22 protein-coding genes are annotated in these 22,811 nt (G+C 69.4%); all 22 read right to left on the reverse strand.

Going from position 1 to position 22,811, the window contains the following annotated elements:
- Window positions 1–70 precede the first annotated feature (70 nt).
- Complete coding sequence (locus tag ACF062_RS12825) at window positions 71–520, reverse strand: DUF2550 domain-containing protein (protein ID WP_392137806.1); 450 nt, start codon at window positions 518–520, stop codon at window positions 71–73.
- Between the two features lie 144 nt (window positions 521–664).
- The gene (locus ACF062_RS12830; protein WP_205036291.1) at window positions 665–1,039 is read right to left on the reverse strand and encodes a F0F1 ATP synthase subunit epsilon; all 375 of its coding nucleotides are present in this window, start codon (window positions 1,037–1,039) and stop codon (window positions 665–667) included.
- Window positions 1,040–1,171: 132 nt separating this feature from the next.
- Entirely contained in the window at window positions 1,172–2,614 is a 1,443-nt protein-coding gene (gene atpD, locus ACF062_RS12835) for a F0F1 ATP synthase subunit beta (protein ID WP_223776787.1), read from the reverse strand.
- Window positions 2,614–3,531, reverse strand: a complete 918-nt coding sequence (locus ACF062_RS12840) for a F0F1 ATP synthase subunit gamma (protein ID WP_392137807.1) — start codon at window positions 3,529–3,531, stop codon at window positions 2,614–2,616. The genes atpD and ACF062_RS12840 overlap by 1 nt, the downstream gene beginning before the upstream one ends.
- 20 nt (window positions 3,532–3,551) lie before the next feature.
- Window positions 3,552–5,144: a F0F1 ATP synthase subunit alpha gene (atpA, locus tag ACF062_RS12845; RefSeq protein WP_223776785.1), complete on the reverse strand. Its 1,593-nt coding sequence runs from the start codon at window positions 5,142–5,144 to the stop codon at window positions 3,552–3,554.
- Between the two features lie 111 nt (window positions 5,145–5,255).
- Complete coding sequence (locus ACF062_RS12850) at window positions 5,256–6,080, reverse strand: F0F1 ATP synthase subunit delta (protein WP_392137808.1); 825 nt, start codon at window positions 6,078–6,080, stop codon at window positions 5,256–5,258.
- Window positions 6,077–6,622: a F0F1 ATP synthase subunit B gene (locus ACF062_RS12855; RefSeq protein WP_356574369.1), complete on the reverse strand. Its 546-nt coding sequence runs from the start codon at window positions 6,620–6,622 to the stop codon at window positions 6,077–6,079. Before ACF062_RS12855 ends, ACF062_RS12850 begins: the two co-directional genes overlap by 4 nt.
- A gap of 41 nt (window positions 6,623–6,663) precedes the next feature.
- Complete coding sequence (atpE, locus tag ACF062_RS12860) at window positions 6,664–6,912, reverse strand: ATP synthase F0 subunit C (RefSeq protein ID WP_205036302.1); 249 nt, start codon at window positions 6,910–6,912, stop codon at window positions 6,664–6,666.
- Between the two features lie 74 nt (window positions 6,913–6,986).
- A complete protein-coding gene (gene atpB / locus ACF062_RS12865) occupies window positions 6,987–7,796 on the reverse strand; it encodes a F0F1 ATP synthase subunit A (RefSeq protein WP_392137809.1) in 810 nt (269 codons plus the stop codon).
- A 222-nt stretch (window positions 7,797–8,018) separates the two neighbouring features.
- A complete protein-coding gene (locus ACF062_RS12870) occupies window positions 8,019–8,432 on the reverse strand; it encodes a hypothetical protein (RefSeq protein ID WP_356574372.1) in 414 nt (137 codons plus the stop codon).
- Between the two features lie 281 nt (window positions 8,433–8,713).
- Window positions 8,714–10,039: an MraY family glycosyltransferase gene (locus ACF062_RS12875; protein ID WP_392137810.1), complete on the reverse strand. Its 1,326-nt coding sequence runs from the start codon at window positions 10,037–10,039 to the stop codon at window positions 8,714–8,716.
- 130 nt (window positions 10,040–10,169) lie between these two features.
- Entirely contained in the window at window positions 10,170–11,441 is a 1,272-nt protein-coding gene (glyA, locus tag ACF062_RS12880; RefSeq protein ID WP_392137811.1) for a serine hydroxymethyltransferase, read from the reverse strand.
- 50 nt (window positions 11,442–11,491) lie between these two features.
- Window positions 11,492–12,145 (reverse strand): protein-tyrosine-phosphatase, encoded by a 654-nt coding sequence (locus ACF062_RS12885; RefSeq protein ID WP_223776777.1) that lies wholly within the window; start codon window positions 12,143–12,145, stop codon window positions 11,492–11,494.
- Window positions 12,142–12,789, reverse strand: coding sequence for an L-threonylcarbamoyladenylate synthase (locus tag ACF062_RS12890; RefSeq protein ID WP_223776776.1), 648 nt, complete (start codon window positions 12,787–12,789; stop codon window positions 12,142–12,144). The genes ACF062_RS12885 and ACF062_RS12890 overlap by 4 nt, the downstream gene beginning before the upstream one ends.
- A gap of 46 nt (window positions 12,790–12,835) precedes the next feature.
- On the reverse strand, window positions 12,836–13,681 hold the full coding sequence (prmC, locus tag ACF062_RS12895; RefSeq protein ID WP_223776775.1) for a peptide chain release factor N(5)-glutamine methyltransferase: 846 nt from the start codon (window positions 13,679–13,681) through the stop codon (window positions 12,836–12,838).
- A 38-nt stretch (window positions 13,682–13,719) separates the two neighbouring features.
- Complete coding sequence (prfA, locus tag ACF062_RS12900; protein WP_223776774.1) at window positions 13,720–14,796, reverse strand: peptide chain release factor 1; 1,077 nt, start codon at window positions 14,794–14,796, stop codon at window positions 13,720–13,722.
- A 128-nt stretch (window positions 14,797–14,924) separates the two neighbouring features.
- Window positions 14,925–15,146 (reverse strand): 50S ribosomal protein L31, encoded by a 222-nt coding sequence (gene rpmE / locus ACF062_RS12905; protein WP_030792109.1) that lies wholly within the window; start codon window positions 15,144–15,146, stop codon window positions 14,925–14,927.
- Window positions 15,147–15,327: 181 nt separating this feature from the next.
- Window positions 15,328–16,455, reverse strand: coding sequence for an LCP family protein (locus ACF062_RS12910; protein WP_392137812.1), 1,128 nt, complete (start codon window positions 16,453–16,455; stop codon window positions 15,328–15,330).
- 307 nt (window positions 16,456–16,762) lie between these two features.
- On the reverse strand, window positions 16,763–18,865 hold the full coding sequence (gene rho / locus ACF062_RS12915; protein WP_392137813.1) for a transcription termination factor Rho: 2,103 nt from the start codon (window positions 18,863–18,865) through the stop codon (window positions 16,763–16,765).
- Between the two features lie 382 nt (window positions 18,866–19,247).
- A complete protein-coding gene (gene thrB, locus ACF062_RS12920) occupies window positions 19,248–20,165 on the reverse strand; it encodes a homoserine kinase (protein WP_392137814.1) in 918 nt (305 codons plus the stop codon).
- 251 nt (window positions 20,166–20,416) lie between these two features.
- Window positions 20,417–21,475 carry a threonine synthase gene (gene thrC / locus ACF062_RS12925; protein ID WP_392137815.1) on the reverse strand — a complete coding sequence of 353 codons (1,059 nt, stop codon included), beginning with the start codon at window positions 21,473–21,475 and terminating at the stop codon, window positions 20,417–20,419.
- A gap of 6 nt (window positions 21,476–21,481) precedes the next feature.
- Window positions 21,482–22,774, reverse strand: a complete 1,293-nt coding sequence (locus ACF062_RS12930) for a homoserine dehydrogenase (RefSeq protein ID WP_223776769.1) — start codon at window positions 22,772–22,774, stop codon at window positions 21,482–21,484.
- Window positions 22,775–22,811: the final 37 nt, after the last annotated feature.

Raw genomic sequence — 22,811 nt, forward strand, 5'->3', positions numbered from 1 at the left:
GGGTTGTTTGTGGCTGGTCGCGCCGTTCCCCGCGCCCCTTACGGGGCGCCTCTTACGGGGGTTGTAAGCGCTACGCCACATTCACCCGTTGCCCCGGAGGCGCCGCCTCCAGCCAGGCCAGGAAACCCGTCAGCGCGTCCTCGCTCATCGCCAGCTCCAGGCGGACGCCACGGTGCAGGCAGCCGAGGACGATGGCGTCGGAGAGCAGTGCCAGCTCCTCCTCGCCGTCCGGCGCGCGGCGGTCGACGACCTCGATGGCCGAGCGTTCGAGGACGCGGCGGGGCCGGGGAGCGTAGGAGAAGACGCGGAACCATTCGACACGGTCACCGTTGTAGCGGGCGACCCCGTACCCCCAGCCCTTGCCGGAGGTGTCCCCCTTCTCCGGGGCCTCCCAGCGCAAGGAGCAGTCGAAGGTGCCGCCGGACCGCTGGATCAGCCGGCGCCGCAGCCCGAAGACGAAGAGCCCCACCAATACCAGCGCGATCAACGCAAGTCCGCACACGAGCAGAGTGAGGATCATCGGCACCGACCTCCTCGCCTCTACTGTCGGTCAGCGGACCGACAACGGACCAATACATTGCACCCGCATTGCCTCAGCCGCGACCCGGTCCGGAATGTTCCCGGACCTGGCCGCGGCTGAGTCACGTTACGCCGCGCGCTGGGGTCAGCGCGCCGCCACCGCACGCAGTCGGACGTCGGCGCGCCGCTCGGCGGAGGCGTCGGCCTCCGACTTCGCGCGCTCCAGCGCCCGCTCCGCACGCTGGACGTCGATCTCGTCGGACAGCTCCGCGATCTCGGCCAGCAGCGACAGCTTGTCGTCCGCGAAGGAGATGAATCCCCCGTGGACGGCGGCGACGACGGTGCCGCCGCCACTCGTACGAATGGTCACCGGGCCCGACTCCAGCACACCGAGCAGCGGCTGGTGACCGGGCATGACGCCGATGTCGCCGGACGTGGTGCGCGCGACGACCAGGGTGGCCTCGCCGGACCAGACGCTGCGGTCCGCGGCGACCAGCTCGACATGCAGCTCAGCAGCCAAGGGTGGCTCCTCGGGTCACCACCCGGCGGCTTCGCCGGGTGTTGGGTCAAATTCTAGTGGGCGTACACGGAGGGGCGGGACACGGCCCCCGCGGGGTGCAACCCGCCCCTCCGTGCGGTCGAGCTACGGGGCTCAGGAGACGCCGAGCTCCTTGGCGTTCTTCTTGAGGTCCTCGAGACCACCGCACATGAAGAACGCCTGCTCCGGGAAGTGGTCGTACTCGCCGTCGCAGATCGCGTTGAACGCCGCGATCGACTCGTCGAGGGACACGTCCGAACCGTCCACGCCGGTGAACTGCTTGGCGGCGTGGGTGTTCTGGGACAGGAAGCGCTCCACGCGACGGGCGCGGGCGACGACGAGCTTGTCTTCCTCGCTGAGCTCGTCGATACCGAGGATCGCGATGATGTCCTGGAGGTCCTTGTACTTCTGCAGGATTCCCTTGACGCGCATGGCGGCGTCGTAGTGGTCCTGCGCGATGTAGCGCGGGTCCAGGATGCGGGACGTGGAGTCCAGCGGGTCCACGGCCGGGTAGATGCCCTTCTCGGAGATCGGACGGGAGAGCACCGTCGTCGCGTCGAGGTGGGCGAACGTGGTGGCCGGGGCCGGGTCGGTCAGGTCGTCCGCGGGGACGTAGATCGCCTGCATCGAGGTGATCGAGTGACCACGGGTCGAGGTGATGCGCTCCTGGAGGAGACCCATCTCGTCGGCCAGGTTCGGCTGGTAGCCCACCGCGGAGGGCATGCGGCCGAGCAGGGTCGAGACCTCGGAACCGGCCTGGGTGAAGCGGAAGATGTTGTCGATGAAGAACAGCACGTCCTGCTTCTGCACATCGCGGAAGTACTCCGCCATGGTCAGACCGGCCAGGGCGACGCGCAGACGCGTGCCCGGCGGCTCGTCCATCTGGCCGAAGACCAGCGCGGTCTTGTCCAGAACGCCGGCTTCCTCCATCTCGACCATGAGGTCGTTGCCCTCACGGGTGCGCTCGCCGACACCGGCGAAGACGGAGACACCGTCGTGCAGCTTGGCCACACGGACGATCATTTCCTGGATCAGCACGGTCTTGCCGACACCGGCACCACCGAACAGACCGATCTTTCCACCCTTGACGTACGGGGTGAGAAGGTCGACGACCTTCAGGCCGGTCTCGAACATCTCGGTCTTGGACTCGAGCTGGTCGAAGGCCGGGGCCTTGCGGTGGATCGTCCAGCGCTCGGCGTCGGCGACCACGGACGGGTCGTCGTTCAGCACGTCACCGAGCGTGTTGAACACACGGCCCTTGGTCACGTCGCCGACCGGCACCGAGATGCCGCGGCCGGTGTCGGTGACGGGCGCCTGGCGGACCAGGCCGTCGGTGGGCTGCATCGAGATCGCGCGGACCACGCCGTCACCCAGGTGCTGGGCGACCTCGAGGGTCAGCGTCTTGCGGCCGCCCGCGGTCTCCGGGTCGTCGACCTCGACGTGCAGGGCGTTGTAGATCTCCGGCATCGCGTCGACGGGGAACTCCACGTCGACGACCGGGCCGATCACCCGGGCGACGCGGCCCGTGGCAACGGCCGTCTCAACAGTGGTCGTCATTACTTGTCACTCCCCGCGGTCGCGTCGGCCAGCGCTGCTGTGCCGCCGACGATCTCGCTGATTTCCTGGGTGATTTCGGCCTGGCGGGCCGCGTTGGCAAGCCGGGAGAGGCTGTTGATCAGATCCCCGGCGTTGTCGGTGGCCGACTTCATCGCGCGGCGCGTGGCGGCGTGCTTGGAGGCAGCCGACTGGAGCATCGCGTTGTAGATACGGCTCTCGACGTACCGCGGCAGCAGGGCGTCGAGGACGTCCTCCGCCGACGGCTCGAAGTCGTACAGCGGAAGGATCTCGCCCTTGGCGGGCTTCTCCTCCGCGACCTCTTCGAGGCTGAGCGGCAGCAGGCGGCCGTCGATGGCCGTCTGCGTCATCATCGAGATGAACTCGGTGTAGACGATGTGGAGCTCGTCCACGCCGCCTTCCGCCGTCTCCTTCTCGATCGCCTCGATCAACGGCGCCGCGACCTTCTTGGCGTCCGCGTACGTGGGCTCATCGGTGAAGCCCGACCACGACTCCACGACCTTGCGCTCGCGGAAGTTGTAGTGGGACAGACCACGGCGGCCGACGATGTACGTGTCGACCTCCTTGCCCTCTGCCTCCAGGCGCGCGGTCAGCTGCTCCGCGGCCTTGATGGCGTTCGAGTTGAAGGCGCCGGCCAGTCCGCGGTCGCTCGTGAGGAGCAGAACCGCGGTGCGGGTCGGCTGCTCGGCCTCGGTCGTCAGCGGGTGCTTCGTGTTCGAACCGGTACCGACCGCCGTGACCGCGCGGGTGAGCTCGGTCGCGTACGGCGTGGAGGCCGCCACCTTGCGCTGCGCCTTGACGACACGCGAGGCGGCGATCATCTCCATCGCCTTGGTGATCTTCTTGGTCGCGGTGACGGATTTGATGCGACGCTTATAGACCCGGAGCTGGGCTCCCATGAGTCAGGTCCCTTCCGTCGTCACTTGCCGGCGGCGGCCGGAGCGTCCTCGCCGAGAAGCTTCCCGTCCGAGGTCTCGAACTGCTTCTTGAACTCCGCGATGGCGTCGCCGACGGCCTGGAGGGTGTCGTCCGACATCTTGCCGCCCTCCTTGATGGAGGTCATGAGGCCCTGCTCCTTGCGGTGCAGGTACTCCAGGAGCTCCTTCTCGAAGCGGCGGATGTCGTTCACCGGCACCTCGTCCATGCGACCGGTGGTACCGGCCCACACGGAGACGACCTGGTCCTCGGTGGCCATCGGCTCGTACTGCGGCTGCTTGAGCAGCTCGACCATGCGCTGACCGCGCTCCAGCTGCGCCTTCGACGCGGCGTCCAGGTCGGAACCGAAGGCGGCGAACGCCTCCAGCTCACGGAACTGGGCGAGGTCCACGCGGAGGCGGCCGGAGACCTGCTTCATCGCCTTGTGCTGCGCGGAACCACCGACTCGGGAGACGGAGATACCGACGTTCAGCGCGGGGCGCTGACCGGCGTTGAAGAGGTCCGACTCCAGGAAGCACTGGCCGTCGGTGATGGAGATGACGTTGGTCGGGATGAACGCCGACACGTCGTTCGCCTTGGTCTCGACGATCGGCAGACCCGTCATCGAGCCCTTGCCCAGCTCGTCGGAGAGCTTCGCGCAACGCTCGAGGAGACGCGAGTGCAGGTAGAAGACGTCACCCGGGTAGGCCTCGCGCCCCGGCGGGCGGCGGAGCAGCAGGGACACGGCGCGGTAGGCGTCGGCCTGCTTCGAGAGGTCGTCGAAGACGATGAGGACGTGCTTGCCCTCGTACATCCAGTGCTGGCCGATGGCCGAGCCGGTGTACGGCGCCAGGTACTTGAAGCCGGCCGGGTCGGACGCCGGGGCGGCGACGATGGTCGTGTACTCCAGCGCGCCGGCCTCTTCGAGCGCACCACGCACGGAGGCGATGGTGGAGCCCTTCTGACCGATGGCGACGTAGATGCAGCGGACCTGCTTGTTCACGTCACCGGTGCGCCAGTTGTCGCGCTGGTTGATGATCGTGTCGACGGCCAGGGCGGTCTTGCCGGTCTGGCGGTCACCGATGATCAGCTGACGCTGGCCACGGCCGATCGGGGTCATCGCGTCGACGGCCTTGTAGCCCGTCTCCATCGGCTCGTGCACCGACTTACGGGCCATGACGCCCGGTGCCTGCAGCTCGAGGGCGCGACGTCCGCTGGTCTCGATCTCGCCGAGGCCGTCGATCGGGTTGCCGAGCGGGTCGACGACGCGGCCGAGGTAACCCTCGCCCACGGCGACCGACAGGACCTCGCCGGTACGGCTGACCGGCTGGCCTTCCTCGATACCGCTGAACTCGCCGAGGACGACCGCGCCGATCTCGCGCTCTTCGAGGTTCAGCGCGAGGCCGAGAGATCCGTCCTCGAACTTCAGCAGCTCGTTCGCCATGGCCGAGGGCAGACCCTCGATCTTGGCGATACCGTCGCCGGCGACGGTGACCGTACCGACCTCCTCGCGCGAGGCCGCGTCCGGCTTGTACGCCTGGACAAAGTTCTCCAGCGCGTCCCGGATCTCCTCCGGCCGGATCGTGAGCTCCGCCATCTGGGTTCCCTGCTCTCCTTGTTGGGCCCGAAGTTTTCTTGGGGGGTCTGGGGTCAGCCCCCAGGAATCCTCTGCACGGCCCAACTAGGGCCGTATTTCGTGCGTGTTGAGTTACTGGCCGGCCACGCGGCGGCCGGCTTCCTCGATGCGGTCCGCGATGGAGCCGTTGATGACCTCGTCGCCGACCTGGACCCTGATCCCGCCGAGGATCTCGGGGTCCACGTCGAGGTTGAGGTGCATCTGCCGTCCGTACATCTTGACCAGCGCGGCGCCGAGACGCTGCTTCTGCTGGTCCGTGAGCGGAACAGCGGAAGTGACGACGGCGACCATGCGGTTGCGTCGGTCCGCGGCCAGCTTGGAGAGGGACTCGAGTCCCTCTTCCAGGCTACGTCCGCGCGGCGCGGTCACAAGGCGCTCGACGAGGCGCTCCGTCACGTCCTCGGCGCGACCGCCGAGCAGGCTGCGCAGCAGCTCGCTCTTGGCCGTGCGCGAGGCGGCGCGGTCGGTCAGTGCCGCCCGCAGCCCGGTGCTGGAGGAGACGATCCGGCCGAACCGGAAGAGCTCGTCCTCGACGTTGTCCAGCGCGCCGGCCTGCTGCGCGCCGGTCAGGTCGGCGAGGTTGGCCAGCTCCTCCAGAGCGTCCACCAGGTCCCGCGACTGCGACCAGCGCGAGCGGACCATGCCGGCCACCAGGTCGGCGGCCTCGCCGCCCACCTGGCCGCTCAGCAGGCGCCCGGCCAGCTCGGCCTTGGCCTCACCGGACTGCGCCGGGTCGGTCAGGACCCGACGCAGCGAGACCTCGCGGCCCAGCAGCGCGGTGACCGCGGCCAGCTCGTCCGCGAGCCGCTTGGCGTCGACCGACGTGTTGTCGGTCAGCGCGTCCAGACGCTCACGCGCGGCGGCCAGTGCCTCGCGGCTGGCTCCGTGCGCTGTCATCGAGCCGCCTCTGCCTTCTGCTCGAGCTCGTCGAGGAAGCGGTCGATGGTGCGGCTCTGCCGGGCGCTGTCCTCAAGGGACTCGCCGACGAGCTTGCCGGCCAGGTCGGTGGCCAGCTGGCCCACGTCCTGACGCAGCGACTGCGCGGCGGCCTTGCGGTCGGCCTCGATCTGGGCGTGGCCCGCGGCGACGATCTCCTCGCGCTGACGCTGGCCCTCGGCCCGCATCTCGGCGATGAGCTGAGCGCCCTGCTCCTGCGCCTCCTGGCGCAGACGCGCGGCCTCGTGCCGTGCCTCGGCGAGCTGAGCCTTGTACTGCTCAAGAACGCTCTGGGCCTCGGTCTGAGCGGCCTCGGCCTTTTCGATGCCGCCTTCGATCGCCTCGCGGCGCTCTTCCAGAACCTTGTTGATGTTCGGGAGGAACTTCTTGGCGAAGAAGCCGAAGACGATGACGAACGCGATCAGGCCGATGACGAGCTCGGGGATTGCCGGGATCAGAGGGTTTTGAGGCTCCTCCGACGCCAGCTGTACCAGGGAGATCACATCAGTGCCTTCCGTTGAAGTTTCTCGTCAACGAGACCGGATCAGGAAGGAACCGGGTAAACGAAGCCCATGACCAGACCGATGAGCGCCAGGGCCTCACAGAGCACGAAGCCGAGGATCTGGTTCTGGCGGATGAGGCCGGCGGCCTCGGGCTGGCGGGCGAGGGCCTGCGTACCGTTACCGAAGATGATGCCGACGCCGATGCCGGGGCCGATGGCGGCGAGGCCGTAGCCGATCGCACCGAAGTTGCCCTGGACGTTGACCGCGGCGAGGGTCTCGAGAGCGGACATGCCGTAACTTCCTTCTTTTTACGGGCCGGTGGGGGTTGGCCACCGGATGTATCGGGGGGAGAGGCCAGGCGTACTCAGTGGTGCTCGGCGAGCGCGCCCTGGATGTAGCTGGAGGCCAGCAGGATGAAGACGTAGGCCTGGAGCGCCTGGATGAACAGCTCGAAGATCGTCATCACGATGACCATCACGAACGAGACACCCGCGTAGGCGATACCGATGCCGTTCAGCAGGTACCAGCTCGCGATGGTGAAGATCACCAGCAGGACGTGGCCCGCGAACATGTTGGCGAAGAGCCGCACCGCGTGGGTGAAGGGCCGGATGATCATGTTCGAGAGGAACTCGAAGAACATGACCATCGGGAAGACCGGGCCGAGCGAGCGGTCGTAACCGGTGATGTTCTTCCAGCCACCGATGAAGCCGTGCCTCTTGAAGGTCACGCTCACCCAGAGGACGTAGACGATGGCCGCGAGACCCGCCGGAAGGGCGATGACCGAGGTCACCGGGAACTGGGCGAGCGGAACGATCGACCAGAGGTTCATGATCCAGATGAAGAAGAACAGCGAGACCATGAGAGGGACGTACTTCTCGCCCTCCTTCTTGCCGAGCGTCTCGTAGACGACCCCGCGGCGCACGAAGTCGTAGCCGATCTCGGCGACCATCTGGAGCTTGCCGGGGATCAGCTTCGGCTTATTGAAAGCGGCCCAGAAGAAGCCGATGACGACGACCGAACTCACCAGGGCCAGCAGCATCGGCTTGTTGAACTCAAAGCCGCCAACGGTGAAAATCGGCTCGAAGAGGAAGGAGTGCAGGCCGGGGGTCGGGAAACCGCACCCTTCAAAAATGTGGCAATCGGTCTCGAAGGCGAGCGTCTGGGCGTTACTCACCGCGAGCTCCTTCAACGTGGCGCATGGGTACGGCAACCTCGATGTGTCGGCGCGGTCGATGTCCGCGGAGCGGCACTGGACTGGACTTGCGGATTTGGGGGCGGCGGCTGGGCTCCGAGCCGTATGGCTTCACAGGCACGGCCGCCTCCCGCGCCAGCTCTGCCGCAGTTGTGGCGAGACCATAGCAAATGAGCGGAGGTCTCCTTACGCTGGCCCTACAGCTCACGATTGCGGCCGGGCGGAATCCGGCTCCACATAGAGGACCTTGGCCTTCATATGGGAACGCACCTGCGCTCCCATCCACACCAAAGTGGCGGCGAGCAGCGTGAACGCGAAGCACTTGGAGTTGAACGCCGAGGTGCCGCTGATCATGCTCAGCACCACCATCAGGATCAGGATCTGCACGGTGTAGACCAGCAGGCCCATCATCTGGAACAGATGGGGGAAGGAACGCGCGCCTCGCTGGAGCGCCACAAGCCCGCCACCCATGAACAGCAGGACGAGAAGTGCGCCGAAGGTGGCACCGAGCGCACCCTTGCCGCCGGCAACGGCGGCACTGACCGCGACTCCCGCCACACCCGCGGCAGCGGTGGGCAGGGCACAGTGAAGCAGTGTGCGGGCGTCGTTGGACTGCATGGCGGCAGCTCCTCCGGCGGAATTTGGGGGACGTGGCATTGCGGCATTGCGATCGTCGAGCGATGGCCCTGATCCGGACGCGAGGCGCACGGAGACGAAGAGGCGCACCTCACCAGGGCGGCCGGTCTCGTCGGGGCCGCCCCAATATATCTCGGGTTCTCGTGAACCGTATCACAAACTATTTGATGCAGTCTTTACCTGAAAGTGTGCCGACCATCACACGATCGGTCCACCATGCGCGTTTCGTGTTGGTCGTGAAGGCCTCGCGGTGATAGCCGCGCCTAGTCACGCTCATGCGACCGTACACGGGGCCGCTCGGAGAGCGCGGTACTGCCGTGCGGGCGCATGGCTCCGCTCAGCTCGGGCACGGGGGCGGGGCTCGGGTCGGCGGGCCGGGCGACATCCTCCTGGGCCGTCTCCGCCTCGACGCCCTCCGCCCGGCGGCGCCGGTAGCGCGGCGGCACGAAGGCCTCGGCCCAGCGGGGAGTACGCGGCCTGAAGCGCGGCAGCAGGAGCAGGACGAGGCCCAGCGCGCTGAGGGCGACGATGAGCAGCAGGATCCACACGCTCGTGGAGTGCACCGAGTACGCGACGGTGCCGAAGGCGATGAGCGCCGACCAGAAGTACATGATCAGCACCGCGCGGCTGTGCGAGTGGCCGATCTCCAGGAGCCGGTGGTGGAGGTGCCCGCGGTCCGCGGCGAAGGGCGACTTGCCGTTCCAGGTGCGGCGCACGATGGCGAGGACCAGGTCGGCGAAGGGGATCGCGATGATCGTGAGCGGCATGAGCAGCGGGATGAAGACCGGCAGCATCGCGTGCGTGGCGTCGCGGGTGCCGCCGAAGTTCAGCTTCATCGCCGCCGGGTCGACCTGTCCCGTCACCGAGATGGCGCCCGCCGCGAGGATCAGGCCGATGAGCATCGACCCGGAGTCGCCCATGAAGATCCGCGCGGGGTGCATGTTGTGCGGCAGGAAGCCCAGGCACATGCCCATGAGGATGGCGGCGAAGAGCGTGGCGGGCGCGGCGGCCTCGATGCCGTAGCCGTACCAGATCCGGTAGGCGTACATGAAGGACGCGGCGGAGGCGATGCAGACCATGCCCGCGGCGAGGCCGTCGAGGCCGTCCACGAAGTTGACGGCGTTGATGGTGATGACGACGAGCGCGACCGTCAGGAGGGTGCCCTGGCCGGAGGTCAGCGAGACCGTGCCGACGCCGGGGACCGGGATCCACAGGATCGTCAGGCCCTGCATGACCATGACGCCGGCGGCGATCATCTGGCCGCCGAGCTTGATCAGGGCGTCGATCTCGAACTTGTCGTCGAGGACGCCGATGAGCCAGATCAGCGCCGCTCCGGAGAGCAGCGCGCGCGGTTCGTTGGAGTTCTCGAAGACCGCGTTCAGGTTCGGCAGGTGGTCGGCGACCAGGAGACCCGCGCACAGGCCGAAGAACATCGCGATCCCGCCGAGCCGGGGCGTGGGCTCCCGGTGTACGTCGCGGGCGCGGATTTCCGGCATGGCGCCGGCCACGATCGCGAACTTCCGCACCGGCCCGGTCAGCAGATAGGTCACCGCGGCCGTGATGCAGAGCGTCAGCAGGTATTCACGCACGGGCTTCCCCACAGGTATCGCTGGCCATCTCAGCCCCACACCCTAGCTTTGCGCGCATACGGTTGGGGACTTACGGGTAGCGACGATGGTTGCACGAGTACGTGTGCGTCCCTGACGCGCCTACCCCGTCCTATCCCGGATACGGCGGAAATCTGCCCGCCAGTTCGCGCACCTCGTTCCGTACGTCCGTGGGCTCTCCCGTGCCGCGGACCGCGTCGGCCAGCAGGCCGGCGACGCGCACCAGGTCGGGACCGGTCATGCCCTGGGTCGTGACGGCGGCGGTGCCGAGGCGCAGTCCGCGGGCGTCGCCGTGCGGCAGGGCGCAGGTGTCGAGGACGATCCCGGCGGCCGCGAGCCTGCCGCGGGCGGTGTGCGCCTCGACGCCGAGGGGTGCCGTATCGGCCAGGATCAGATGGGTGTCGGTGCCGCCGGTGATGATCGCGAACCCGGCGGCGGCCAGGCCGTCCGCCAGCGTCCGCGCGTTGGCGACCACCTGATGGGCGTACGCGGTGAAGGCCGGGGCCGCCGCCTCGCCGAAGGCCACCGCCTTGGCGGCGATCGTGTGCATCTGTGCGCCGCCCTGCGTGAACGGGAAGACGGCCCGGTCGATCCGGTGCGCCAGGTCCGCCCCGCACAGCAGGAGGCCGCCTCGGGGGCCGCGCAGGACCTTGTGGGTGGTGGCGCAGACGACGTCGGCGTACGGCACGGGGTTCGGCGCCGCTCCCCCGGCGACCAGGCCCATGGGATGGGCCGCGTCGGCGATGAGATACGCGCCCACGTCGTCGGCGATGGCGCGGAAGGCCGCGTAGTCGATGTGCCGCGGATAGGAGATCGAGCCGCAGACGATCGCCTTCGGGCGGTGGCTGCGGGCGAGGGCGTGCACCTGGTCGTAGTCGATGAGGCCGCTCTCGGCGTCGACGCCGTAGCCGACGAAGTCGAACCAGCGCCCGGAGAAGTTCGCGGGCGAGCCGTGCGTGAGGTGGCCGCCGTACGGCAGGCCCATCGCGAGGACCGTGTCGCCGGGCCGCAGCAGCGCGGCGTACGCGGCGAGGACGGCAGAGGAGCCGGAGTGCGCCTGGACGTTGGCGTGCTCGGCGCCGAAGAGGGCCTTGGCGCGGTCGACGGCGATCCGCTCGGCGACGTCGACGAGTTCGCAGCCGCCGTGGTGGCGGGCCCCGGGGTAGCCCTCGGCGTACTTGTTGGCGAGCGGGGAGCCGAGGGCGGTCAGGACGGCGGGCGAGGTGAAGTTCTCGGCGGCGACCAGCTGGAGGCCGCCGGACTGCCGGTCGGCCTCGGCGGCGATGACCTCGGCCAGCTCGGGGTCCTGCCTGCGCAGCGCGCCGAGGTCGGTGTACGACGCCTCGGGGGCGGAGGGTGCGGTGCTGACCGTGCTGAGCGACATCGTGGGCTCCGAGGCCTGGCGGGGGGTGACCTCAGGTCCAATGTAGGCCGCTACGTGTGCGCGGGCACCCCGGTCAGCGCCGTCACCACGGGGTCGAGCGCCTGGTTGATCTCGTCGCCCACGGAGCGGAAGAACGGCAGGGGCGCTCCGTAGGGGTCGTACACCTCGTCGGCCTCCACGTTGGGGGCGAGGAGCCAGCCGCGCAGGGCGGCGGCGGCCCGCACCAGGGCGCGGGCGCGCTCCACCACGCCGTTGCCGTCCGGCTCGGGCAGGGTCGTCGGGTCTATGGCCCGCACCAGCCGGGTGAACTCCTTGAGGGTGAAGGTGCGCAGGCCCGCCGAGTGGCCCATGGAGATGACCTGCGCCCGGTGGTCGCGGGTGGCGGTCAGGACCAGGTCGGCGCGGATCACGTGGTCGTCGAGGAGTTCGCGTCCCATGAAGCCGCTGGCGTCCGCCCCGAAGTCCGCGAGGACGGTCTCGGCGTTGGTCTCCATGGGGGCGCCCTCGTGGCCCCAGGTGCCCGCGCTCTCCACGATCAGGCCGCCGGTGAGGGGGTCGCCGAGGCGGTCGGCCAGGGCATGCCGGGTCAGCCGCTCGGTGATCGGCGAGCGGCAGACGTTGCCGGTGCTGACGTGGAGGATGCGGAAGGTGCCCGCAGAGCCCGGGAAGCCCGCTATGCCACGCCCCGTCTCAGGGGCTGTCAATTCGCCACCTCGAGGTCGGGTACCACCTTGCGCAGCTCGTCCGCGTCCAGGGCGCCCGCGCGGAGCAGGACCGGCACCTTGCCCGTGACGTCGACGATCGACGAGGGGACGATGCCGGGGGTCCGGCCGCCGTCCAGGTAGACGGAGACGGAGTCGCCGAGCATCTCCTGTGCGGCGTCGCAGTCCTCGGGGGCGGGGTGCCCGGTGAGGTTGGCCGAGGAGACGGCCATGGGGCCGACCTCGGTGAGCAGTTCGATGGCGACGGGGTGCAGCGGCATGCGGATGGCGACCGTGCCGCGGGTGTCGCCGAGGTCCCACTGGAGGGACGGCTGCTGCTTGGCGACCAGGGTCAGGGCGCCGGGCCAGAAGGCGTCGACCAGCTCCCAGGCCATCTCGGAGAAGTCGGTGACCAGGCCGTGCAGGGTGTTCGGCGAGCCGATGAGGACGGGGGTCGGCATGTTGCGGCCGCGGCCCTTGGCGTCGAGCAGGTCGGCGCACGCCTCCGGGCTGAAGGCGTCGGCACCGATGCCGTAGACGGTGTCGGTGGGCAGCACGACCAGCTCGCCGCGGCGGACGGCGGACGCGGCCTCGCGCAGACCGGTCGAGCGGTCGGTCGCGTCGTTGGTGTCGTATCGCCGTGCCATCAGCGGGCCTCCTCGTACACGTACTGCTGCGTTGAAATGTTGGTCGTCACGGCATCGCCTTGCGGGCGGTCGCGAAGCGCGGCCGGTTGTTCAGGTCGGGGTGGTCGGCGGCGTCGGCCCAGCCCCGCTCCTCGGTGAAGATCCACGGGACCTGGCCGCCCTGGGTGTCGGCGTGCTCGATGACGACGACACCGCCGGGGCGAAGCAGCCGGTGGGCGGTGCGCTCGATGCCGCGGATCAGGTCGAGGCCGTCCTCGCCGGAGAAGAGGGCGAGCTCGGGGTCGTAGTCACGGGCCTCCGGAGCGACGTACTCCCACTCGGTGAGGGGGATGTACGGCGGGTTGGAGACCACCAGGTCGACCTGGCCGTCCAGCTCCGGGAAGGCGTCACGGGCGTCGCCCTTGACCAGCTTGACCCTGGACCCCTCGACGTTCTTGCGCGTCCACTTCAGGGCGTCCTCGGACAGCTCCACGGCGTGCACGCGCGAGCGCGGCACCTCCTGGGCGAGGGCGAGCGCGATGGCGCCCGAGCCGGTGCACAGGTCGACGATGAGCGGCTCGACGACGTCCATGGCGCGCACCGCGTCTATCGCCCAGCCGACGACCGACTCCGTCTCCGGGCGGGGCACGAAGACGCCGGGGCCCACCTGGAGCTCCAAGTAGCGGAAGTAGGCCCGTCCGGTGATGTGCTGGAGCGGCTCGCGGGCCTCACGGCGCGCGATCGTCTCCCAGTAGCGGGCGTCGAAGTCGGAGTCCTTGACGGAGTGCAGCTCGCCCCGCTTCACGCCGTGCACGAAGGCCGCGAGCTCCTCCGCGTCGTTGCGCGGCGAGGGCACGCCGGCGTCGGCCAGCCGCTGGGTGGCCTGGGCCACTTCCGCGAGCAGCAGGTTCACGCTGGTCCTCCGGGGGCGTCGTACGAGGGATGGGGGCGTCAGGCTGCCGCGAGCTTGGCCGCGGAGTCCGCGTCGACACAGGCCTGGATGACCGCGTCGAGTTCGCCGTCGAGCACCTGGTCCAAGTTGTACGCCTTGAAGCCGACGCGGTGGTCCGAGATCCGGTTTTCCGGGTAGTTGTACGTCCGGATCTTCTCGGAGCGGTCGACGGTGCGGACCTGGCTGCGGCGCGCGTCCGCGGCCTTGCTCTCCGCTTCCTCCTGGGCCGCCGCGAGGAGCCTGGAGCGCAGGATGCGCATGGCCTGCTCCTTGTTCTGGAGCTGGCTCTTCTCGTTCTGGCAGGAGGCGACGACGCCGGTCGGCAGGTGGGTGATGCGGACCGCGGAGTCCGTGGTGTTGACGGACTGGCCGCCGGGCCCGGAGGAGCGGTAGACGTCGATGCGCAGGTCATTGGCGTGGATCTCGACGTCGATCTCCTCGGCCTCGGGCGTCACCAGGACGCCGGCGGCGGAGGTGTGGATGCGGCCCTGCGACTCGGTGGAGGGCACGCGCTGCACGCGGTGCACGCCGCCCTCGTACTTCAGCCGCGCCCAGACGCCCTGGCCGGGCTCGGTGGCGCCCTGGCCGCCCTTGGTCTTCACGGCGACCTGGACGTCCTTGTAGCCGCCGAGCTCTGACTCGGTGGAGTCGATGATCTCGGTCTTCCAGCCGACGCGCTCCGCGTACCGCAGGTACATGCGCAGCAGGTCGCCGGCGAACAGGGCGGACTCGTCGCCGCCCGCGCCCGCCTTGATCTCCAGGATGACGTCCTTGTCGTCGGACGGGTCCCGGGGCACGAGCAGCAGCCGCAGCTTCTCGGTGAGCTCGTCGCGGCGGCGCTCCAGGTCCTTGACCTCGGCGGCGAATTCCGGGTCGTCGGCGCCCAGCTCGCGGGCGGTCTCGATGTCGTCCCCGGTCTGCTTCCAGCTGCGGTACGTCGCGACGATCGGGGTCAGCTCGGCGTAGCGCTTGTTGAGCTTGCGCGCGTTGGCCTGGTCGGCGTGGACCGACGGGTCCGCGAGCTTCTTCTCCAGATCGGCGTGCTCGCCGATCAGTTCCTCGACCGCCTCGAACATCGGGGGCTCCTGGTTTTCTACGCGAAGGTTCTACGCGAGCGTTCTACGCGAATCGGCTGCGGGACGGCAAAAGCGCCGGTCCCGGCCGCCCCCTGGCGAGGGCGGCCGATGACCGGCGCAGTGGCTCGCTACTTCTTGGCAGCCGCGGCCTTGCCGAAGCGGGCCTCGAAGCGGGCCACGCGGCCACCGGTGTCGAGGATCTTCTGCTTGCCCGTGTAGAACGGGTGGCACTCGGAGCAGACCTCGGCACGGACGGTGCCGCTGGAGATCGTGCTGCGGGTGGTGAACTCGGCGCCACAGGTGCAGCTGACCTGGGTCTCGACGTACTCGGGGTGGATGTCGCGCTTCAAGGTGTCTCCTAGTTTCGGGAGGGCGCCGGGTCGTACGCGCGGATTGCTCGTACGTGAACCGGGGCCGACGTACCAGTCTGCCAGGACCGGCCGTATCTCCCAAAACGGGGGTAGGGGCCGATCTATTCCGGCTCTGGTCCGGAGCTGTACCTGCTCTGTTCCGGCTCTGTTCCCGCGACCCTCAGTGACCGGCGACCACGCCGCCGACGTCACCCTTGTCGCCCGCGGACTTCTCGGTGGCGGACTTCGGGATGGGCTTGTCGGCCTTGAGCGCGTCCCAGACCTTCTGGTCGGCCTCTTCGAGGGGAAGGACGCGGTTGCGGTCGGCGGGGTCGTACTGGACCGGCATCGTGACCATCTTCATGTCGCCCGCGCCGATGCCCTTGAGGCCGCCCGCGAAGCTCGCGAGGCTCTTGACGTCGTTCAGGTCGGAGTCCGTGGTGACGGCGCTGGTCGCGTCGTTCGCCAGGTCGTAGAGCTTCTTGGGGTTGCTGAAGACCCCGACCTCCTTGACCTGGTCGAGCAGGGCCTTGATGAAGGCCTGCTGGAGCTGGATGCGGCCGAGGTCGCTGCCGTCGCCGACGCCGTGCCGGGTGCGGACCAGGCCGAGCGCCTGCTCGCCGGTCAGGGTGTGGGTGCCCGCGTCCAGGTCGAGGTGGCTGTCCTTGTCGCGGATGGCCTTCTTGGTGGTGATGTCGACGCCGCCGAGGGTGTCGATGAGCTTCTTGAAGCCCGTGAAGTCCACTTCGAGGTAGTGGTCCATCCGGATGCCGGACATCTTCTCGACGGTCTTGACGGCGCAGGCGGGGCCCCCGACCTCGTACGCCGTGTTGAACATCTGCCGCTGCCCGCCGGGGTCGGTCGTGCCGTCGTCCGTCTTGCACTCGGGGCGGGATATCAGCGTGTCGCGGGGTATGGAGACGACGCTGGCCTTCTTGTGGCCCTTGTAGACGTGCACGATCATCGCCGTGTCGGAGCGGGCGGCGCCCTCGTCCTTGCCGTACTTGGCGTTGTCGCCGGAGCGCGAGTCGGAGCCGAGGACGAGGATGTCCTGGGAGCCGTTGTCGATGTCCAAGGGGCGGTCGGTGCCGAGCGCGGCGTTGATGTCGACGCCCTTGATGTTGCCGTTGAGCTTGTAGTACACGACACCGAGTCCGGTACCACCGAGGACGACCACCGAGGCCGCGGCCCATGCCGTGATGACGAGCGCCTTGCTGCGCCGGCGCGGCTTGCGGCGCCTGCCGCCTCCGCCGCGGGGACGTCTGGGCCGCGTATCGGCCGGGCCCGCCGGGGTGCTCTCGTCAGTCATGGGCTCCTCAGTCCTCGTCGGTCGGTTACCCCCTGCTTTCAGGGTCAGGCGCGGCTTTCCGTCACTTGTCAGACGTGAAAGCCGAAAGAAGGGTTGCACGGCACCCTGTGTGCGCCCCGGTACGCGACCATTACGCACCGTTCGTACCACCGCCTGATTTCCGCCTTTCACCTGCGGTTTCATACGGAGCGGCGCTACCAGCGGTGACCGTGAGAATCTCTTATGCGTGTGGCGAAGGTCTCGCCCGCACCAAAAGGGCCGCCCCGTCACAGGAGTGACGGGGCGGCCCTTTTCGGTGCCGGGACGACTAGTCGTTGCCGTTGCCCGGCGCCGGGGTCGTCTTCTGGATCTGGAGCAGGAACTCGGCGTTCGACTTCGTCTGCTTCATCTTGTCCAGGAGCAGCTCGATCGCCTGCTGCTGGTCGAGCGCGTGCAGCACACGGCGCAGCTTCCAGGTGATGGCGAGCTCGTCGCTGCCGAGCAGGATCTCTTCCTTGCGGGTGCCGGACGCGTCCACGTCCACCGCCGGGAAGATGCGCTTGTCGGCGAGCTTGCGGTCGAGCTTGAGCTCGGCGTTGCCGGTGCCCTTGAACTCCTCGAAGATGACCTCGTCCATGCGGGACCCGGTGTCCACGAGCGCGGTCGCGAGGATGGTCAGCGAGCCGCCGTCCTCGATGTTGCGCGCGGCACCGAAGAAGCGCTTCGGCGGGTAAAGGGCCGTCGAGTCGACACCACCGGACAGGATGCGGCCCGAGGCCGGGGCCGCGAGGTTGTACGCACGGCCCAGACGCGTGATCGAGTCGAGCAGTACGACGACGTCGTGGCCCAGCTCCACCAGGCGCTTGGCGCGCTCGATGGCCAGCTCGGCGACCGTGGTGTGGTCCTCGGCCGGGCGGTCGAAGGTCGAGGAGATGACCTCGCCCTTCACCGACCGCTGCATGTCGGTGACCTCTTCCGGACGCTCGTCGACCAGGACGACCATCAGGTGGCACTCGGGGTTGTTGTGCGTGATCGCGTTGGCGATCGCCTGCATGATCATGGTCTTGCCGGTCTTCGGCGGGGCCACGATCAAACCGCGCTGGCCCTTACCGATGGGCGCCACGAGGTCGATGATGCGGGTGGTGAGCACGCCCGGGTCGGTCTCCAGGCGGAGCCGGTCCTGCGGGTAAAGGGGCGTCAGCTTGTTGAACTCCGGGCGCCCGCGCCCGGATTCGGGCGCCATGCCGTTGACGGAGTCCAGGCGCACGAGCGCGTTGAACTTCTCGCGGCGCTCGCCGTCCTTGGGCTGGCGGACCGCGCCGGTGACGTGGTCACCCTTGCGCAGGCCGTTCTTGCGGACCTGGGCCAGCGAGACGTAGACGTCGTTGGGACCGGGGAGGTAGCCCGACGTACGGATGAACGCGTAGTTGTCGAGGATGTCCAGGATGCCCGCGACGGGGATCAGGACGTCGTCGTCGGAGACCTGCGGCTCGTTGCCGAAGCCCTGCTCGTCGCGGCCCCGACGGCCACGGCGGTCGCGGTAACGGCCCCGGCGGCCGCGGCGGCCACCCGCCTCATCGTCGTAGCCGTCATCCTGCGGGCCGTTGTCACGCTGACGGTCCTGGCGGTCCGGACGGCCGCCGCCCTGCTGCTGGCGGTCCTGCCGCTCCTGGCGGTCCGGACGGCCACCGCCCTGCTGGTCGTCGCCCTTGTTGCCGCTGTTGCCGCGGCGGTCGCGGTCACGGCCGCGGCCCTGGCGGTCGCGGCGCTCGCGGCGGCCCTCGGCGCCGTCGCCGGAGCCGTCCCCGCCCCTGTCACCCCTGGCCTCGGCCGCGTCGGCCTTGACCTCGGTCTTGGTGTCGGCCTTCGCCTCGGCGGTGACCGTCTCCGGGCTGCCCGCGTCGGCGGTGGCCCGGCGCCGGCGACGCTCACCGGCGGGCTGGTCGTCTGCCCCGCGCTCGGCTTCGCTCGCGCGGACGGCGCCCCCGTCCGGCTGGCCGGGGATCTCGATCTGCTGCTGGGCGACGGCCTTCTCGGTCTTGCCGCCCTCGGCCTTGTCGGCCTTCTCGGTCTTGTCGGCCTTGCTCGCCTTGCCGGCACCCTCGGCCTCGCCCGTACGGGCCTTCGAGGTGGCCCGGCGCTTGGGCTTGGTCTCGGTGGTGTCCGCGGAAGGCGCGGCGCTCTTGGCCGGGGCTCCGCCCCCTGCCTGCGCCTCCTTGATGACCTCGATCAGCTGGCTCTTGCGCATGCGCCCGGTTCCCTTGATCCCAAGGCCCGAGGCGACCTGCTGCAGTTCCGCCAGCACCATGCCCTCAAGGCCGGTGCCACGGCGCCGCCGGGACCCGGCCGAAGCACCGGTGGCAGGCGCCGCGGAGGCGTCCGTGGCGGGCGTGTCGGCAGTCACGCCCATCAGATCGGTGGTGTCGCTCACGAAGGGTCCTTCCCTGGAGCGGACGTCGGCCTGTCTGGCTCGGCGACCGGTTGTGCTGTCCGGCGGTCCTATGCGTATGGACCGTGCCGGGGCGGTGGTCCGCCAACGAGGCGGAAGAATTCATTGGTGATGGCGATTGCGATGCGGTGCCACTGATGTGCGGTGTCACTCGGCACGGTCACGCCGGTTCCGGAGCGTGCTCAGGACCGCTCAGTGCGGGGCACGAAGCAGTTTGGGAGGCTCCCGGAAGAATGGTTGTCCCGGACGGGGACACAAAGCACCTCGCCATGGTGAGGTCGGGTGCAGACTTGAGATTAACACTACCGGATCCAACAAACATTCCCCCTCTCGAAATCGGGTCGCCCCGAAATCCCTGCCTTCACTAGGGCGCGAGCGGCAGCACGCTCGCTCCCCCGGCGTCGAGCGCCAGGCGGTTGGCCGCCCAGCCCTCGCCCGCCAGGCGTGCGACCTTGTCGGCCGCACTGTCTTCGGCCAGCGCGAGGACCGTGGGTCCCGCGCCGGAGATCACCGCGGGCACGCCGTCGGCGCGCAGCCGCTCCACCAGGGCGGCGCTCTCCGGCATGGCCGGGGCGCGGTAGTCCTGGTGCAGTCGGTCCTCGGTGGCGGGGAGCAGCAGCTCGGGGCGCCTGGTGAGGGCCTCGACGAGCAGGGCCGCCCGGCCCGCGTTGGCGGCGGCGTCGACGTGCGGGACGGTGCGCGGCAGCAGGCCGCGCGCGGTCTCGGTGAGGACGGGCTTCCCGGGCACGAAAACCACTGGAACGATGGAATCGGCGGGTTCCAGCCTGATCGCCCGCGCCGCTCCCGCGTCCATCCAGGAGAGCGTGAAGCCGCCGAGCAGACAGGCGGCGACGTTGTCGGGGTGGCCCTCGATCTCGGTGGCGAGTTCGAGCAGCGCCGCGTCGTCGAGCCGGGCCTCGCCGCCTATGGTCACGGCGCGTGCGGCGACGATGCCCGCGCAGATGGCGGCGGACGAGGAGCCGAGGCCGCGGCCGTGCGGGATGCGGTTGGCGCAGACGATCTCAAGACCGCGCGGCTGTCCGCCGAGCAGGTCGAAGGCGGTGCGCAGGGATCGTACGAGCAGATGCGACTCGTCGCGCGGCAGGGTGTCGCTGCCCTCCCCCGCGATGTCGATGTTCAGGCCGGAGTCGGCCACCCGGACGACCACGTCGTCGTACAGACCCAGCGACAGGCCCAGGGCATCGAAGCCCGGACCGAGGTTGGCGCTGGTGGCGGGGGTGCGCACCCGGACGGCGGCGGCGCGGAACGCTGGACCGGCCATCGCTCGATGACTCTCCTTGAGCTGCGTGTTTTCGAGGCTGCGTATTTTCGGTACGTGCCACATGTACGGAACACCCGAAGGCCGCGAACTACGGCGGCTCCGCGGCATATGCGGCGGGGCGGGTTCGGTACAGCCTATCGAAGGAAGGTTCTGTGGCGACATAGGGCGCACAGGAGGCGCACGATGCGTGTCGTAAGCCCCCTGTGCCACCCCTCGTATACGGCCGGAGGCTTACGCCCGCGGCCGGCGGGTCACGCCAGGCCGAGGCGCTCGGCGGCGGTGGCCGCGTCGACCGGGACGGTGACCGGCTGCGGGGCGCCGGCGACGGCCCAGTCGGGGTCCTTCAGGCCGTTTCCGGTCACGGTGCAGACAATGCGCTGCCCCGGGTCGACCTTGCCCTGCTCGGCGGCCTTCAGCAGACCGGCGACCGAGGCGGCCGACGCGGGCTCCACGAAGACACCCTCCTGGGACGCCAACAGCTTGTAGGCGCGCAGGATCTCACGGTCCGTCACCTCGTCGATGAAGCCGCCGGACTCGTCGCGCGCGGCGAGTGCGTACTGCCACGACGCGGGGTTGCCGATGCGAATCGCGGTGGCGATCGTCGAGGGGTCCTTGACGATCTCGCCGCGCACGATGGGCGCCGAACCGGAGGCCTGGAAGCCCCACATCCGGGGGGTACGGGTCGACACCGAGTCGGCGGCGTACTCCTTGTAGCCCTTCCAGTAGGCCGTGATGTTGCCGGCGTTGCCGACGGGAAGGACGTGGATGTCGGGGGCGTCGCCGAGAGCGTCCACGATCTCGAACGAGGCGGTCTTCTGGCCCTCGATGCGGAACGGGTTGACCGAATTGACGAGCGCGACCGGGTAGTTCTCGGAGAGGGCGCGCGCGAGGTTCAGGCAGTCGTCGAAGTTGCCGTCGACCTGGAGGATCTTCGAGCCGTAGACGAGCGCCTGGCCCATCTTGCCGAGCGCGATCTTGCCCTGCGGCACGAGGACGGCGCAGACCATGCCCGCGCGTACGGCGTAGGCGGCCGCGGAGGCCGACGTGTTGCCGGTGGAGGCGCAGATGACGGCCTTCGCCCCCTCCTCCTTGGCCTTGGTGATCGCCATGGTCATGCCGCGGTCCTTGAAGGACCCGGTGGGGTTCGCGCCCTCGACCTTGAGGTGGACCTCGCAGCCCGTGCGCTCCGAGAGCACCTGCGCGGGCACGAGCGGCGTGCCGCCCTCGCGAAGCGTCACGACCGGCGTGGTGTCCGAGACCGGCAGACGCTCCCGGTACTCCTCGATGATTCCGCGCCACTGGTGGCTCATTACTGCCTACTCCCCTTCAACCCGCATGATGCTGGCGACACCACGCACGGTGTCGAGTCTGCGCAGCGCGTCGACGGTACCGGTGAGGGCGGCGTCGGGCGCGCGATGGGTGACGACGACGAGGGAGGCCTCGCCGTCCTTGCCCGTCTGACGGACCGTATCGATCGATACGCCGTGCTCGGCGAAGACCGTCGCGACCTGGGCGAGGACGCCCGGCTTGTCGGCCACGTCGAGGCTGATGTGGTAGCGCGTGACGACCTCGCCCATGGAGCCCACGGGCAGTTGCGTGTACGCGGAGTCGCCGGGTCCGGTGGTCTCGGCGAGCTTGTTGCGGCAGACGGCCACGAGGTCGCCGAGGACGGCGGAGGCGGTGGGCGAGCCACCGGCGCCGGGCCCGTAGAACATCAACTGTCCCGCGGCCTCCGCCTCGACGAAGACGGCGTTGTACGCCTCGCGGACCGACGCCAGCGGGTGGCTGAGCGGAATCATCGCGGGGTGCACGCGCGCGGTGACGGAGCCGCCGTCGGCCGCCCGCTCGCAGATGGCGAGGAGCTTGATGGTGCAGCCCATGCGCTTCGCGGACGCGAAGTCGGCGGCGGTCACCTCGGTCATGCCCTCGCGGTACACGTCGTCGAGGCGTACGCGCGTGTGGAAGGCGATGCCGGCGAGGATCGCGGCCTTGGCGGCTGCGTCGAAGCCCTCGACGTCGGCGGTGGGGTCGGCCTCGGCGTACCCGAGCGCGGTGGCCTCGTCGAGCGCTTCCTGATACCCGGCACCGGTGGTGTCCATGGCATCGAGGATGAAGTTCGTCGTCCCGTTCACGATGCCGAGGACGCGGTTGACCTTGTCACCGGCGAGCGACTCGCGCAGCGGCCTGATCAGCGGAATGGCGCCGGCGACGGCGGCCTCGTAGTACAGGTCACGCCCGTGCTCGACGGCGGCCTCGTGCAGCGCGGCGCCGTCTTGCGCGATGAGCGCCTTGTTCGCGGAGACGACGGAGGCGCCGTGCTCGAAGGCGGTGGTGATGAGGGTCCTGGCGGGCTCGATGCCGCCGATGACCTCGACGATGACGTCAATGTCACCGCGTTTGACCAGCGCGGTCGCGTCGGTGGTGATGAGCTCCGGGTCGATTCCCTCGCGCACCTTGGAGGGGCGCCGGACGGCGACCCCGGCGAGCTCCACCGGGGCGCCGATCCTCGCTGTGAGGTCGTCGGCGTGCGTCGTCATGATGCGCGCCACCTCTGAGCCGACAACCCCACAGCCCAGCAGCGCCACCTTCAGCGGACGCGTACGCATCATCCGACCTCACTTCTCATACATCTACAGTGGGACCAGT

The organism is Streptomyces sp. NPDC015345, from assembly GCF_043078805.1.
Classification (GTDB): domain Bacteria; phylum Actinomycetota; class Actinomycetes; order Streptomycetales; family Streptomycetaceae; genus Streptomyces.